13 protein-coding genes and 1 tRNA gene are annotated in these 12,784 nt (G+C 71.6%); 8 read left to right on the forward strand and 6 right to left on the reverse strand.

Going from position 1 to position 12,784, the window contains the following annotated elements:
- The first annotated feature begins 235 nt into the window (after positions 1 to 235).
- On the forward strand, positions 236 to 907 hold the full coding sequence (locus tag AB0442_RS14725; protein WP_366163014.1) for a hypothetical protein: 672 nt from the start codon (positions 236 to 238) through the stop codon (positions 905 to 907).
- 99 nt (positions 908 to 1,006) lie between these two features.
- On the opposite strand, the gene AB0442_RS14730 is transcribed toward AB0442_RS14725, so the two are convergent.
- The gene (locus AB0442_RS14730) at positions 1,007 to 3,361 is read right to left on the reverse strand and encodes a chitinase C-terminal domain-containing protein (protein WP_366163126.1); all 2,355 of its coding nucleotides are present in this window, start codon (positions 3,359 to 3,361) and stop codon (positions 1,007 to 1,009) included.
- A gap of 364 nt (positions 3,362 to 3,725) precedes the next feature.
- Here AB0442_RS14730 and AB0442_RS14735 point away from each other — a divergent pair, with 364 nt between their 5' ends.
- Positions 3,726 to 4,379 carry an HNH endonuclease signature motif containing protein gene (locus AB0442_RS14735; RefSeq protein ID WP_366163016.1) on the forward strand — a complete coding sequence of 218 codons (654 nt, stop codon included), beginning with the start codon at positions 3,726 to 3,728 and terminating at the stop codon, positions 4,377 to 4,379.
- A gap of 70 nt (positions 4,380 to 4,449) precedes the next feature.
- Positions 4,450 to 4,532: transfer RNA gene (locus tag AB0442_RS14740), tRNA-Leu, on the forward strand.
- A gap of 61 nt (positions 4,533 to 4,593) precedes the next feature.
- Here the strand turns inward: AB0442_RS14740 and rdgB are convergent.
- The 4 genes from rdgB to AB0442_RS14760 all read right to left on the reverse strand — a co-directional run bounded on the left by rdgB (position 4,594) and on the right by AB0442_RS14760 (position 6,833).
- Positions 4,594 to 5,202 carry an RdgB/HAM1 family non-canonical purine NTP pyrophosphatase gene (rdgB, locus tag AB0442_RS14745; protein ID WP_030275746.1) on the reverse strand — a complete coding sequence of 203 codons (609 nt, stop codon included), beginning with the start codon at positions 5,200 to 5,202 and terminating at the stop codon, positions 4,594 to 4,596.
- 37 nt (positions 5,203 to 5,239) lie between these two features.
- The gene (locus AB0442_RS14750; protein WP_366163017.1) at positions 5,240 to 5,629 is read right to left on the reverse strand and encodes a hypothetical protein; all 390 of its coding nucleotides are present in this window, start codon (positions 5,627 to 5,629) and stop codon (positions 5,240 to 5,242) included.
- 148 nt (positions 5,630 to 5,777) lie between these two features.
- A complete protein-coding gene (rph, locus tag AB0442_RS14755; protein WP_366163019.1) occupies positions 5,778 to 6,512 on the reverse strand; it encodes a ribonuclease PH in 735 nt (244 codons plus the stop codon).
- A gap of 84 nt (positions 6,513 to 6,596) precedes the next feature.
- Positions 6,597 to 6,833: a glucose PTS transporter subunit EIIB gene (locus tag AB0442_RS14760; RefSeq protein WP_030275743.1), complete on the reverse strand. Its 237-nt coding sequence runs from the start codon at positions 6,831 to 6,833 to the stop codon at positions 6,597 to 6,599.
- A gap of 357 nt (positions 6,834 to 7,190) precedes the next feature.
- Between AB0442_RS14760 and AB0442_RS14765 the strand changes: the two genes are divergently transcribed.
- The 5 genes from AB0442_RS14765 to AB0442_RS14785 all read left to right on the forward strand — a co-directional run bounded on the left by AB0442_RS14765 (position 7,191) and on the right by AB0442_RS14785 (position 11,651).
- Positions 7,191 to 8,483, forward strand: a complete 1,293-nt coding sequence (locus AB0442_RS14765; RefSeq protein WP_366163021.1) for a PTS transporter subunit EIIC — start codon at positions 7,191 to 7,193, stop codon at positions 8,481 to 8,483.
- 234 nt (positions 8,484 to 8,717) lie between these two features.
- A complete protein-coding gene (locus AB0442_RS14770) occupies positions 8,718 to 9,992 on the forward strand; it encodes a PTS transporter subunit EIIC (protein ID WP_366163023.1) in 1,275 nt (424 codons plus the stop codon).
- Positions 9,993 to 10,178: 186 nt separating this feature from the next.
- Positions 10,179 to 10,673, forward strand: coding sequence for a DUF3995 domain-containing protein (locus AB0442_RS14775; protein ID WP_366163024.1), 495 nt, complete (start codon positions 10,179 to 10,181; stop codon positions 10,671 to 10,673).
- Positions 10,666 to 11,190: a sigma-70 family RNA polymerase sigma factor gene (locus AB0442_RS14780; protein ID WP_363542606.1), complete on the forward strand. Its 525-nt coding sequence runs from the start codon at positions 10,666 to 10,668 to the stop codon at positions 11,188 to 11,190. Before AB0442_RS14775 ends, AB0442_RS14780 begins: the two co-directional genes overlap by 8 nt.
- On the forward strand, positions 11,187 to 11,651 hold the full coding sequence (locus tag AB0442_RS14785; RefSeq protein ID WP_366163025.1) for a hypothetical protein: 465 nt from the start codon (positions 11,187 to 11,189) through the stop codon (positions 11,649 to 11,651). The genes AB0442_RS14780 and AB0442_RS14785 overlap by 4 nt, the downstream gene beginning before the upstream one ends.
- A 110-nt stretch (positions 11,652 to 11,761) precedes the next feature.
- Here AB0442_RS14785 and AB0442_RS14790 read toward each other — a convergent pair whose 3' ends face one another.
- On the reverse strand, positions 11,762 to 12,718 hold the full coding sequence (locus tag AB0442_RS14790) for a helix-turn-helix transcriptional regulator (RefSeq protein ID WP_366163027.1): 957 nt from the start codon (positions 12,716 to 12,718) through the stop codon (positions 11,762 to 11,764).
- Positions 12,719 to 12,784: the final 66 nt, after the last annotated feature.

Raw genomic sequence — 12,784 nt, forward strand, 5'->3', positions numbered from 1 at the left:
TCCGGCTTCTCGTAGTCTTGGTGTTGCAGTGCGGGGCGCCGGCGGGGGGGGGCCACCCGGCCCCCGGGCCCCCGCCCGCGGCGTTCCCGGTGGTCGACGGCCCGTCACCTTGTCACCGTCCGGTTCCGAAGCGGTCGTGGGAAGGACAAGACCCGGCGGGCGCGCACCCCGCGCCACTAGCGTCGGCGGGCGTCGGGCCGAGCAGCCCGAGCCCTCCACCCACCCGGGAGACACCGTGCCGAGCATCGGACCACGCACCGCCCGCACCCTCCTCGCCGCCGGCACCCTGGTCGCCGCACTCGCCCTCACCGCCTGCGACCCCGAGGCCGACCCCGGCACCGACGCCGCACCGGCCGCCACCCCCACCGCCGCCGCGACCACCTCCGCACCGAGCAGCCCCGCGCCCGCCGCCACCTCCGCCACCGCCAAGGCCGGCGGCAAGCCCTCGGGCGGCAAGCGCACCGTGATCTCCACCCAGCACGCTGCCGGCCTCACCAAGTCCAGCGGCGACGGCACGATCAGCGACGTCCCCGTCGACCCGGGCGAGATGCGCGACGGCATGAACCTCGTGGTGGAGAACTACGACCGGGCCGGCCAGACCTCCGGCCGGCGGATCCTCTTCGTCGGCGTCGACAACGTCCCCGAGGACACCGGCAAGCGCCGCGAGCACCTCTGGCGCGGCCTGATCGACTACGCCGCCGGCAACGGCTCCACCGGCACCCCGGGCACCGGCACCCCCTACGCCCCCGGCCCGTTCGGCGGCAGCCTGGAGTGCCTGCCGTACGGCGCCGACGCCCTGTGCGGCTGGGCCGACTCCTCGACCGCCGCCGTCGCGCTCTTCCCGCAGTCCTCCCCGGCCTCGGCCGCCAAGCTGTTCGCCTCCATGCGGGCCGACCTGGAGCAGTAGCCGCCCGGCACGGCGCCCGACCGGGAGCGGGAAACGGAGCGGTGGCGGCCGACCCCCCGACCGGGTCGACCGCCACCGCCGCCGTTCACCTCGGACCGGTCAGCACGGACCGAGGTCGCTCCACACCCCCCACTGGCCGGTGGTCGAGGGGTCCTCGCCCTGGGTCCACCACTTGTTGCTGTACGTGCGGCCCTTCCAGGACACCGTGGTGGTGGTCGCGTAGACGGTCGCCGCGTTCCAGCTCGGCACCGTGCAGGTGCCGCCGGTCGGGCTGGCCGAGGTGCTCGGCGAGCTGCTCGCGGAGCCGCTCGGCGAGGCGCTCGACGAGGACGACGGGCTCGCCGAGGACGAACCGGAGGCCGAGGCGCTCGGCGACGAGGTCGCGCCGGTGCTGCCGCGGGTCAGGTCACCGGTCAGGCCGTACGGCGTGCCGCCGACGTTGACCGTCCAGTTCGCCGGGGTCGAGACCGGCAGGTAGTAGACGAAGTCCATGTCGATCGACGCGCCCGGCGCCAGCGACTGCCAGCTCGGCAGCTTCACCGACACGCGGTTGTACACGCCCTTCAGGCCGCCCACGTTGTTCGCCGCCGTGTGGTCCTGCCGGATCACCGTCAGGCCGAAACCCGACTGGTCCTTGGCGTTGCCCGGCGCCGAGTTCGCGTAGTCGAACTGGAACTCGGTGCCGCCCGGCAGGGTCAGCGTCGAGTTGTTCACGATGTGGATCTTCGGGTTGATCGGGTAGTTCGAGTCGCCCAGCGCGAAGTTGGTGAACGACACGTCGATCGGCAGCGTCTGCTGCGGCAGCGCGACCGTGGAACGCGTCGCACCGTACGGCGAGGCCGCCTTGAACCTGTCGTACATCAGCGAGGTCAGCGTCGAGCCCTGCACGTACTCGCCCCTGCCGCCGTTCGCCGTGGCGTCCCACTTGTAGTCGCCCGCGAGCTCCCAGATCATCGCGCCGCCGGCGCCCTGGTTCACCACGTAGTCGGCCTTCGCCGCCACCGACTCCTCGTCCTCGGTGGACAGGAACACCTTCTTGCTGTCGTTCCACAGCCACGGCGCCACCAGCTGGGAGCTGTAGTTGCGGGTGTAGGAACCCTGCAGCGCGGTGTCGGTCAGACCGTACGTGGAGAGGTAGTCCGGGACGATGCCCTTCTCCAGGTTCTTCGCGTGCCACATCGGGTTGGAGCCCGCCGGGGCCTCCTTGCCGTTGTCGTCCAGGTCGTGCCACAGGTCGTCGATGCCGACCGCACCGTCACCGCAGGCCGTCAGGCCCGAGCCCGCCGGACAGGTCGACGTCGACGCCGTGCCCCACAGGCCGTTGGTGCCGCCCGTGACGTTCTTGAACCCGCGGGTGTAGTACGGCAGGCCGATGTTGATCCGGCCGGCCGTCATCGCCCCGCGGAAGTAGTGGTACGCCCAGTCGGTGTTCAGGTAGCCGATGCCGCCGTACTGCGAGGTGCCGTACACGTTCGCCGCCGCCAGCTCGGCGTCCTTGCCGTCGTCGTACAGCGAGGCGTTCGGCCCCACGTACTTGTTCCAGGCACCGTGCAGGTCGTACGACATGATGTTCACGTAGTCCAGGTACTGCGTCACCTGGAACGTCTCCATGCCGCGCAGCAGGTAGCCGGACGACGGCGCCGCCACCGACAGCATGTAGTACCTGCCGTCCGTCGCACCCGCCCGGTCGAGCCTCTCGCGCAGCGTCTTCATCAGCGCCGCGTAACCCTTGACCAGCGAACCGCGCTTCGCGTTCGAGATCGTCGCGTCCAGCGGGTTGCCCGCGTCCTTCATCGACGTCGGGTACTCGTAGTCGATGTCGACGCCGTTGAAGCCGTACTTCTTCACGAAGTCGACCGCCGAGTCCGCGAACGTGTTGATGCCGGCCTGGTTGACCGAACCGTCCGCGTTCACCGTCATCGAGTAGAAGCCGCCCGAGGCGACGCGCTTGCCGTCGTCCCCGAAGTAGCCGCCCGTCTCGGCCCAACCGCCCACCGAGATCAGCGTCTTCACGTTCGGGTACTGCTTCTTGAACTTCGTCAGCAGGTTGAAGTGGCCCTTGTACGGCAGGCTCGGGTCCATCTCCGCACCCGCCACGCCCGGGAAGGTCATCCCGGTCGCCGCATTGGTCGGCGAATCCGCGCCCACCGACAGCTTGTTGTCGCTGCCGACGTGCCCGAAGGCGTAGTTGAGGTGGGTGACCTTGTCCCACGGGACGTTGTTCACCAGGTAGGCCGGCGTGCCGTCCTGCCCGGTCCGCCAGCCCGTGAAGTAGCCGATGATCCGCCGCTGGTGGTCGGCGCCCATCTTCTCGCGGCCCGCGGTGTCGTAGACGTCGCAGTACGGGACGTCCACACCCGGGGTGGTGTACATGCCGTCGGGACGGCAGGACTGGTTGTCGGCGGCCGCCTGCGAGGGCGACGCGCCCAGCGTCGCCAGCAGCAGGCCGGCCAGGCTGGCGGCCGCCGTGGCGGCCGCCGCAGCCCGCCTGCCGGAGGCCCGGCGGGTACCGACGGCAGGGGGACGCTGCGCCGTCAGGGTTCGGTTCAACACTCGGTCCTCCAGGAGAGAGTGTCGGCGTGCCCGGGAGGGGTGTCGGGGCACGCAAGTGGGGGAGGGTCGGACACACCGCGGCCGACGCCCCGTCAACCGCCCGGCCGCCGAACCACAGAGTGCGCCGAAGCTATGTGGTCTGGACCATCCCGGTCAATAGGTCTGTACCAATAGGCCGTTGAACTCCCCCGTGACCCCCGCCCCGCCCGATCGTTCCCACACCGGGGGACGGGTACCGAACACAGGAACCCACACGGGGGCACACATGCGGATCAGATACACCCGCGAACTCCTCGCCACGACCGCGGCGGGGGTCTCGTCGATCGACGAGATGCTGAACGCGCTGGGCAAGGAGCCCGAGACGTACAACCGGCGGTACCTGCGGAGCCGGCTCAACTTCCACGGCGTGGACACCTCCCACTTCCGGGCGAGGGGCGCCGTCTACACGAAGGAGCTGCTGGAGGAGGCGGTCGCCGCATGCCACAGCATCGCCGGAGTTGTCCGCTACCTCGGCCAGCGCTCGTCGGGAGGTACGCAGCAGCACGTCGGACGGCGCATCAAGGCCTTCGGGATCGACACCTCGCATTTCACGGGCCAGGCGCACAACCGGGGCCGACGCTCCGGGCGCCGCCTGCGCCCGGAGCAGGTACTCGTGCAACGGCCTGCGGACGCCAAGCGGCTGCCGGGCGTTCGGATCCGCCAAGCACTGCTCGAAACGGGACTTCCCGATGAGTGCTCGGGCTGCGGCACCGGCCCCGTGTGGCACGGCAAGCCGATGACCCTGGAGGTCGACCACATCAACGGCGACTGGTCCGACAACCGCCCGGACAACGTCCGCCTTCTCTGCCCGAACTGCCATGCCACAACCGACACCTACTGCGGTCGGAACAAGAACCGCCGCAGCGCGCGCACCGACTGAGCGGAACGCCCGCGCCACGAGCACCGAGGCGCTGTCGTCGCTGCCGAGGCAGCCCCTAGACTGTGGCCATGCGGTCGTGGCGTAATGGCAGCCGCGCTGGTTTTAGGTGCCAGTGGAGGAAACTCCGTGAGGGTTCGAATCCCTCCGGCCGCACGTACCTGAGAAACGAAGGCCCGCTCCGGAGGGATCCCCAGGGCGGGCCTTCGGCGTTGCGTCAGCCGAGCAGCTCGCGGACGACCGGTGCGAGGGCGCGGAAGGCCTGGCCGCGGTGGCTGATGGCGTTCTTCTCGGCGGGGGTGAGTTCGGCGCAGGTCCGGCTCTCGCCGAGGGGCTGCAGGATCGGGTCGTAGCCGAAGCCGCCGTCGCCGGCGGGGACGGTGCGCAGCGTGCCGAGGAGGCGGCCCTCGACGACGCGTTCGGTGCCGTCCGGGAGGGCGAGGGCGGCGGCGCAGGCGAAGTGGGCGCCGCGGTGGGGTTCGGCGATGTCGGAGAGCTGGGCGAGCAGCAGGTCGAGGTTGGCGCGGTCGTCGCCGTGCTTGCCGGACCAGCGTGCGGAGAAGATGCCGGGGGCGCCGCCGAGGACGTCGACGCAGAGGCCGGAGTCGTCGGCGACGGCGGGGTGTCCGGTGGCCTCGGCGAGGGCGTGGGCCTTGAGGAGGGCGTTCTCGGCGAAGGTGACGCCGGTTTCGGGCACGTCGGGGATCTCGGGGTAGGCGTCGGCGCCGACGAGTTCGACGTCGAGTCCGGCGTCGCCGAGGATGTCGCGGAGTTCGGCGACCTTGTGGCGGTTGCGGGTGGCGAGGACGAGGCGTCGTGCAGTCATGCGGCCCACCCTAGCGAGGGGCCGGGTGCTCGGGGTGTCAGCCGGTGCAGGCCTTGCTGAGGTTGCTCGCGGCGTCGCCGAGCGGCTTGAGGTCGGGGACCTGCTTGCTGTCGATGGCCTGCTGGGCCTTGTCGACCTGGGTCTGCAGGTCGGTGACGGCCTGGGAGACGTCGGTGTCGCTGGAGTTGCGACTGATCTGGTCGAGGTCCTTCTTGAGGGTCTGGAGGGCCTGTCCGGCGGTGTCGGGGTCGTTGGCGGCGTTGTTGAAGGCGCTGCCGGCCTGGGCGACGTCGTTGGTGATGCGGACGGCGGTGTTGCCGCAGTCGAGGGCCTTCTGGGCGGCGGAGCAGCTGACGGCGCTGAGTGGGAGGAGGAGGACGAGGCCGGCCGCGGCGAGGGCGGCGGAGCGGGTGAGGCTGTCCGGCATCGGGTGTCCTCCGTGGTGTGGTGGGCGCGTGCTGGGTCCGTGGTGTGGGACGGCGGGTGGTGCGCCGCCGGTTCCGCGGTTCCGTCGAGAACGCTACGGGCTGCGGGCGCGCCGTGTACAGGATGCGCGCCCGCGGCCCGGTGCGGGGTCAGTTTTCGAGGTCGCGGAGGGCTTTGTGCTGAATTTCGTCCAGTTCTGCGCAACCGAGGGTGCCGAGGTCGAGGAGCTGGTCGAGGAGGGCGCGGTCGAAGGGGGCGCCTTCAGCGGTGCCCTGGACCTCGACGAAGCGTCCGTCGGCGGTGCAGACGATGTTCATGTCGGTTTCGGCGCGGACGTCCTCCTCGTAGCGGAGGTCGAGCATGGGGGTGCCGTCGACGATGCCGACGCTGACGGCGCTGACGCCGCCGGTGATGGGGTTGCCCTTGGCGCGGAGGAGCTTCTTGTCGCGGGCCCAGGCGACGGCGTCGACGAGGGCGACGTAGGCGCCGGTGATGGCGGCGGTGCGGGTGCCGCCGTCGGCCTGGAGGACGTCGCAGTCGAGGACGATGGTGTTCTCGGCGAGGGCGCGGTGGTCGACGACGGCGCGCAGGGAGCGGCCGATGAGGCGGCTGATCTCGTGGGTGCGGCCGCCGATCTTGCCGCGGACGGATTCGCGGTCGCCGCGGGTGTTGGTGGCGCGGGGGAGCATGGAGTACTCGGCGGTGACCCAGCCTTCGCCGCTGCCCTTGCGCCAGCGGGGGACGCCTTCGGTGACGCTGGCGGTGCAGAGGACTTTGGTGTCGCCGAAGGAGACGAGGACGGAGCCTTCTGCGTGCTTGCTCCAGCCTCGTTCGATGGTGACGGGGCGGAGCTGGTCGGGGGTGCGGCCGTCGATGCGTGACATAGGTACCGAGCGTAGCCGTTGCGGGGTGCGGTGCGGCCCGCCGTCCCGGCGGGGGCGGCGGGCCGTGGCCGGGGTGGTGGCCGGTCAGTCCATCATGTCTTCGATCTCGCCGGCGATGGGGTCGGCGTCGGTGCCGATGACGACCTGGATGGCGGTGCCCATCTTGACGACGCCGTGGGCGCCGGCGGCCTTGAGGGCGGCTTCGTCGACGAGGTCGGGGTTGACGACTTCGGTGCGCAGGCGGGTGATGCAGCCTTCGACCTCTTCGATGTTGTCGATTCCGCCGAGGCCGGCGACGATCTTCTCTGCCTTGCTGGCCATGTGTGTCTCCCTGGGTGTCGGCGGTTCGGCGGTGGTGTCGGGTGCCGTGCCGCTCGGTGCGGTGGTGCGGTGGTGCGTGGTGCGGTGGGTGTGCCGGTGTGGTGACGCGGGTTCAGCTTCCGTGTCGGCCGGCGGCGCGACAAGCATTTCCCGTTTGGGGACGGTTTGCCACGTCAGTCCACTTTTGGCCCATTTTGGCGCGCACGGGTGTGCGGCCGGGCCCGAGGATGGCGATCATCGGGCTGCCGTCCGGCGCCCGTCCACCTCCCCAAGTGGTCTACACCAATAGTAGGCGCAGTGCCGGGGTGGCGGAACGGACCCCCGGGCCGAGCCGTGGACCGCACGCGGAGGACTCCCATGAGTACAGCAGGCGCCGAGCCCGCACCGACACCGTGGTGGCAGTCCTTCTACGGCGGACTGCAGAAGATGGGGCGCAGCCTGCAGCTCCCGGTGGCGGTGCTGCCGGCCGCCGGCATCCTGAACCGGTTGGGCCAGGACGACGTGTTCGGCAAGGACGGCCTCGGCTGGGACAACGTGGCGAAGGTGTTCGCGGCGGCGGGCGGCGCGCTGCTGGACTCCAATCTGGGCCTGCCGCTGCTGTTCTGCATCGGTGTGGCGATCGGCATGGCGAAGAAGGCGGACGGGTCGACGGCCCTGGCGGCGGTGACGGGCTTCCTCGTCTACCACAACGTGCTGCTGGCCTTCCCGGACCGGGACCAGTGCACGGGCACGATCGTGGGCAACCAGTGCATCGACTACTCGGCGCACACGTCGAGTGCGGCGGTGTACCAGAATCCGGGGGTGCTGGGGGGCATCCTGATCGGCCTGATGTCGGCGTGGCTGTGGATGCGGTACCACCGGACGAGGCTGGTGGACTGGCTGGGCTTCTTCAACGGCCGCCGGCTGGTGCCGATGATCACGGCGGTGGCGGGGCTGGCGCTGGCCTGCCTGGGGCTGTGGGTGTGGCCGCCGATCGGGCGGGGGATGAACGACTTCTCGCAGTGGCTGGCCGATCTGGGTTCGGGCGGTGCGGGGATCTTCGGCGTGGCGAACCGGGCGCTGCTGCTGATCGGCATGCACCAGTTGATCAACACCTTCGTCTGGTTCCAGTTCGGCGAGTTCCACAAGCCGGGCACGGACGAGGTGGTGCACGGCGACATCCCGCGGTTCCTGGCGGGCGACCCGACGGCGGGGCAGTTCACCTCGGGCTTCTTCCCGATCATGATGTTCGCGCTGCCCGCGGCGGCGATGGCGATCGCGCACTCGGCGAAGCCGCACCGGCGCAAGGAGATCTACGGCCTGATGACCTCGGTGGCGCTGACCAGCTTCGTCACGGGGGTGACGGAGCCGATCGAGTACTCCTTCGCCTACATCGCGCCGGCGCTGTTCGTGCTGCACGCGCTGCTGACGGGCGCCTCGATGGCGGTGACGTGGGCGCTGGGGGTGCACGACGGCTTCAGTTTCTCGGCGGGCCTGATCGACTACGTGATCAACTGGGGGCTGGCCACGAAACCGTGGCTGATCATGCCGATCGGGCTGGCCTTCGCGGTCGTCTATTACGCGTTGTTCCGGTTCGTCATCGTCCGGTTCAACCTGAGGACGCCGGGGCGGGAGGACGACGACCAGGTCGAGGACGTGACCAAGGCCTGAGGACCATTTGTTGCGCAACTCGCCAAAATGGCGAATGACCGAGCGCAGTCAAGATCGTCGATCCGCAACAAGGTTTCGATTTCATAGCGCTTCCCACCTGCGGCGCTTTCCGGGGTTCCCCCCTCCGTCAGGCGCGTGTTAAAAACTGGTCTACACCACTCGTGGTGTAGACCAGTTCGCGAGTCGGCCCCCGATGCACCCCCACCGACCCGCCCTGCCGTTAGGAACCACCCCATGAGTACGACTGCGCAGGCACCGGCGCCCGCTGCGGCACCGGCCCCCTCCCCGATCAAGAAGATCGGCCAGAGCACGATCCAGGGCCTGCAGAAGATCGGCCGCAGCCTCCAGCTGCCGATCGCCGTGCTGCCGGCCGCGGGCCTGCTGCTCCGTCTCGGCCAGGACGACGTGTTCGGCAAGGACGGTCTCGGTTGGGACAAGGTCGCCGCGGTGTTCAGCACGGCGGGCGACGCCGTGTTCAGCAACCTCCCGCTGCTCTTCGCGGTGGGCATCGCCATCGGCTTCGCCAAGAAGGCCGACGGCTCAACCGCCCTCGCCGCCCTGGTCGGCTTCCTGGTGTACAAGAACGTGCTCACCGCGTTCCCGATCACCGAGGGCCACATCGCCGACGGCAAGTGGGTCGCACCCACCTACCAGAACCCGGGCGTGCTCGGCGGCATCGTGATCGGCCTGCTCAGCGCCGTGCTCTGGCAGAAGTTCCACCGCACCAAGCTGGTGGACTGGCTGGGCTTCTTCAACGGCCGCCGCCTGGTGCCGATCATCATGGCCTTCGTCGGCACCGCCGTCGGCGTGGTCTTCGCGCTGGTCTGGGGCCCGGTCGGCGACGCGATCGGCAGCCTCAACGACTCCCTGATCGGCGCGGGCGCCTTCGGTGCGGGCGCGTTCGGCCTGATCAACCGCGGTCTGCTGCCGGTCGGCATGCACCAGTTCGTCAACTCCTACGCCTGGTTCCAGACCGGCGACTACACCAAGGCCGACGGCACCGTGGTGCACGGCGACCTGACCCGCTACTTCGCGGGCGACCCGACCGCCGGCCAGTTCATGTCGGGCTTCTTCCCGATCATGATGTTCGCGCTGCCCGCCGCCGCCCTGGCGATCGCGCACGCCGCCCGCCCGGAGCGCCGCGCCGCGGTGATGGGCATGATGATGTCGCTGGCGCTGACCTCCTTCGTCACCGGTGTCACCGAGCCGATCGAGTTCGCCTTCCTCTTCATCGCCCCGGTCCTGTTCGCCATCCACGCCGTGCTGACCGCCGTCTCCATGGCCGTCACCTGGGCGCTCGGCGTGCACGCCGGCTTCACCTTCTCGGCCGGCCTGATCGACTACGGCCTCGGCTTCAGCAAGGCCACCCACCCGCTGCTGATCATCCCGATCGGCCTGGTCTTCGCCGGCCTGTACTACGTGCTCTTCCGCTTCGCGATCACCAAGTTCGACCTCAAGACCCCCGGTCGCGAGGACGACACCGAGGTCGAGGACGTCACCAAGGCCTGACGCCCGTCCCCCACCCCCGTACGGACCCCGCCCGGCTGCTCAGGGCGGGGTCCGTCGCCGTCCTCGACCGGTGTGAGGCAGGACACACGGAACGTCCGGCCCCGGCCGCTCCTCCCTCTGCGATGACGGACCGTCGACCGGACGGCGCCGACCGGCCGACCCGGCCGACCGAAGCGAGGGGGACCCGTGGACCGCACCGTGGACCGCACCGAGCAGCGCATCGTGCAGCGCACCGGAACGGCGGTGGCCGCACTGCTGGCCGCCGACGCCGCACTCCACCTGTACTGGGCCACCGGCCTCACCTGGCCCGCCGCCGACAGCCGGGCCCTCTCGCAGGCCGTCCTCAACGCCGACGTCCCGTTCACGCCGCCCGTGGTGCTGCCGCTCGCCGCGCTGCTGCTCGCCGCGGCGGCCGCGGTGCTCGCCCGCGCGCACGGCCTCGGCGGGCCCCGCACCGCCCGGCTCTGCCGACTCGCCACCGCCGCCGTGGCGGCCGGGCTGCTGCTCCGCGGGGCGGCCGGCATCGTGTGGGCCTGCGGCCCCGGCACCGACCCCGGCAGCGCCTTCCGCCTGCTCGACCAAGTGCTCTACACCCCGCTCTGCCTCGGCTTCGGCGCGGCGGCGGCCCGGGCCGCCGGGCTCCGCCCGCGCCGAGCGGTGCGAGACTTCCGCCGTGGCTGATCCCGACGAGCGCTCCCGCGGCGTGGCGCTGGCCCGCGCCGCCCGGCGCGGGGACACCCTCGCGATGAGCGACCTGCTCGACCACCTCACGCCCTACGTCGGGCGGATCTGCGGACGGATCTGCGGGCCCGGGGCCGCGGCCGGCCGCCAGGACGCGGTGCAGGAGACGCTCACCGCGGTCTTCCGGGGCCTGCGCTCGCTGAGGGACGCGAACGCGCTGTACGGCTGGGTCCGGGTGCTGGCCGTCCGCGAGGCGGTGCGGGTGGTCCGCCGGGACGGCCGGGACCTGCCCGCCGAACTCGCCGCACTGCCCTCGCCCGGGGACGCCCAGCTCGCCGCGGACATCCGGGACGTGCTGGGCCGGCTCACCCCCGAGCACCGGGCCGTCCTGCTGCTGCGCGACGTCGAGGGTCTGGACGAGCGGTCCGCCGCCGGGCTGCTCGGCATCCCCGAGGGCACCGTGAAGTCCCGGCTGCACCGCGCCCGGACCGTATTCCGAAGGATGTGGACGGCATGAGGACGGACGACCCGACGGCCCCGCTCGACCCGGTGCGCCGGCTGCACGTGATGGCCGCGGGGATCCGCGGCGCCCGCGTCACCGAGGGCGTGGTCGACGCGCCGTTCGACCGGGTGTGGGCGGTCATGGCCGATCTGGAGGGTGAGTTCGGGCGCTTCCAGCCCGACATGCGGAGCCTGCGCGTGACCCGCCGGGACGGCGACCGGGTGGAGGCCCTGGCACGCAGCCGTTACGGGATGCGGGCCCGGTTCGACGGGGTGCTCCGGCCGGGCTGGTGCTGGCTGCAGAGCCGGTTCGTGATCATCGGGATGGCGGCCGTCACCGACGGCAGCGGCACCACCCGGGTCGCACTGACCGGCGGCGTCCGGGTGCCCGGCCGGGCCGCGCTCGTCCCGCTGGGCACCCGCCGCGAGCCGCGGCTCGCCCTGGCCCGGCTGCGGCAGCGGGTGGAGAGCGCGTAGGCCCTGTCTAGTGCCGCGTCAGGCGACCTTCGCCCCGTCGCGACGCCCGGCACGCACTCTCGCCGCACCGGACGCCGCTCCTTGACGGGCGAAGGTCGCCTGACGCGGCACTAGATCCAGCCGAGGCGGGCGGCGTGGACACCCGCCTGGAAGCGGCTCCGGGCCCCGAGGTCGGTGGTGAGGTCGGAGACCAGGCGGCGCACCGTGCGCTCGGAGATCTCCAGCTTGCGGGCGATCGCCTGGTCGGTGAGACCGGCGGCGAGCAGCCGGAGCACCTCGCGGTGGCGGTCGTCGGGCACCGGGCGGCCGAGCAGGTCCGGCGGCACCCAGGCGGCCGTCCAGAAGTACTCGAAGAGCTCGCGGACCACCGCGAGCACCGCCTCGTCCCGGACGACCAGCGCGGTGTCGGGGGCACCGCCGGGCGCGGGCAGCACCGCCATGGTGCTGTCCACGGCGATCAGCCACAGCGGCAGCGTGTGCGCGACCCGGATGCCGGCGCCCGCGGCGGTCAGCCGCTGCACGTGGTCGAGCACGTCCGGGTGGTGCAGGGCCGCCGCCGGGTAGACGGTGCGCAGCCGGACGCCGTGGGCGAGGGCGATGCGTTCGCGGGCGAGTTTGCCGTCGAGGGCGGGGCGGGAGTGGTCCTGCCCGGGGCGGAGCGAGAGGACTTCGGTGCGGGCGCTGTGCGCGGCGTCCTCCAGGAGGGCGGCGATGCGGTCGGCGCCGTGGACGAGGTGGCGGGTGCCGCCGTCGTCGGTGTCGCTCTGGGCGGGCAGGTAGCGGGTGTGGAGCTGTTCGACGGTGTCGCGGGTGCGCCGGACGGCGGTGAAGAGGTCGGCGAGGTGTCCGTCGGCGTCGGCGAGGAGGTGGCGGACGGCGGTGGCGACGGAGACGGCGGTGAGTCCGCTGCCGGTGGCGGTGGCGGGCCGGAGCAGTCCGAGCTGCCGGAGTTCGCCGAGTGCGGTGTCGAACTCGGTTTCGTTCCAGCCGAGTTCGCTGCGCAGTTCGGGCAGCGGGCGGCTCGGGTCGGTGCGCAGGCGGCGGTAGAGGGCGGTGCTGTGCTCCACGGCGGGGACGATAGCCATCCGGTCGGTGGGCGAACGGTGAATTCCACCATCCGGGACGGCGGCTCC

It is taken from the genome of Kitasatospora sp. NPDC085895, from assembly GCF_040702125.1.
Lineage (GTDB): Bacteria > Actinomycetota > Actinomycetes > Streptomycetales > Streptomycetaceae > Kitasatospora > Kitasatospora arboriphila.

Bases quoted from the DNA above. Each gene is read 5' to 3' on its own strand.
- AB0442_RS14770 (WP_366163023.1), top strand. From the start codon at position 8,718: ATGAGTACGACTGCGCAGGCACCGGCGCCCGCTGCGGCACCGGCCCCC.
- AB0442_RS14760 (WP_030275743.1), bottom strand. From the start codon at position 6,833: ATGGCCAGCAAGGCAGAGAAGATCGTCGCCGGCCTCGGCGGAATCGAC.
- AB0442_RS14765 (WP_366163021.1), top strand. From the start codon at position 7,191: ATGAGTACAGCAGGCGCCGAGCCCGCACCGACACCGTGGTGGCAGTCC.
- rph (WP_366163019.1), bottom strand. From the start codon at position 6,512: ATGTCACGCATCGACGGCCGCACCCCCGACCAGCTCCGCCCCGTCACC.
- AB0442_RS14750 (WP_366163017.1), bottom strand. From the start codon at position 5,629: ATGCCGGACAGCCTCACCCGCTCCGCCGCCCTCGCCGCGGCCGGCCTC.
- AB0442_RS14785 (WP_366163025.1), top strand. From the start codon at position 11,187: ATGAGGACGGACGACCCGACGGCCCCGCTCGACCCGGTGCGCCGGCTG.
- AB0442_RS14735 (WP_366163016.1), top strand. From the start codon at position 3,726: ATGCGGATCAGATACACCCGCGAACTCCTCGCCACGACCGCGGCGGGG.
- rdgB (WP_030275746.1), bottom strand. From the start codon at position 5,202: ATGACTGCACGACGCCTCGTCCTCGCCACCCGCAACCGCCACAAGGTC.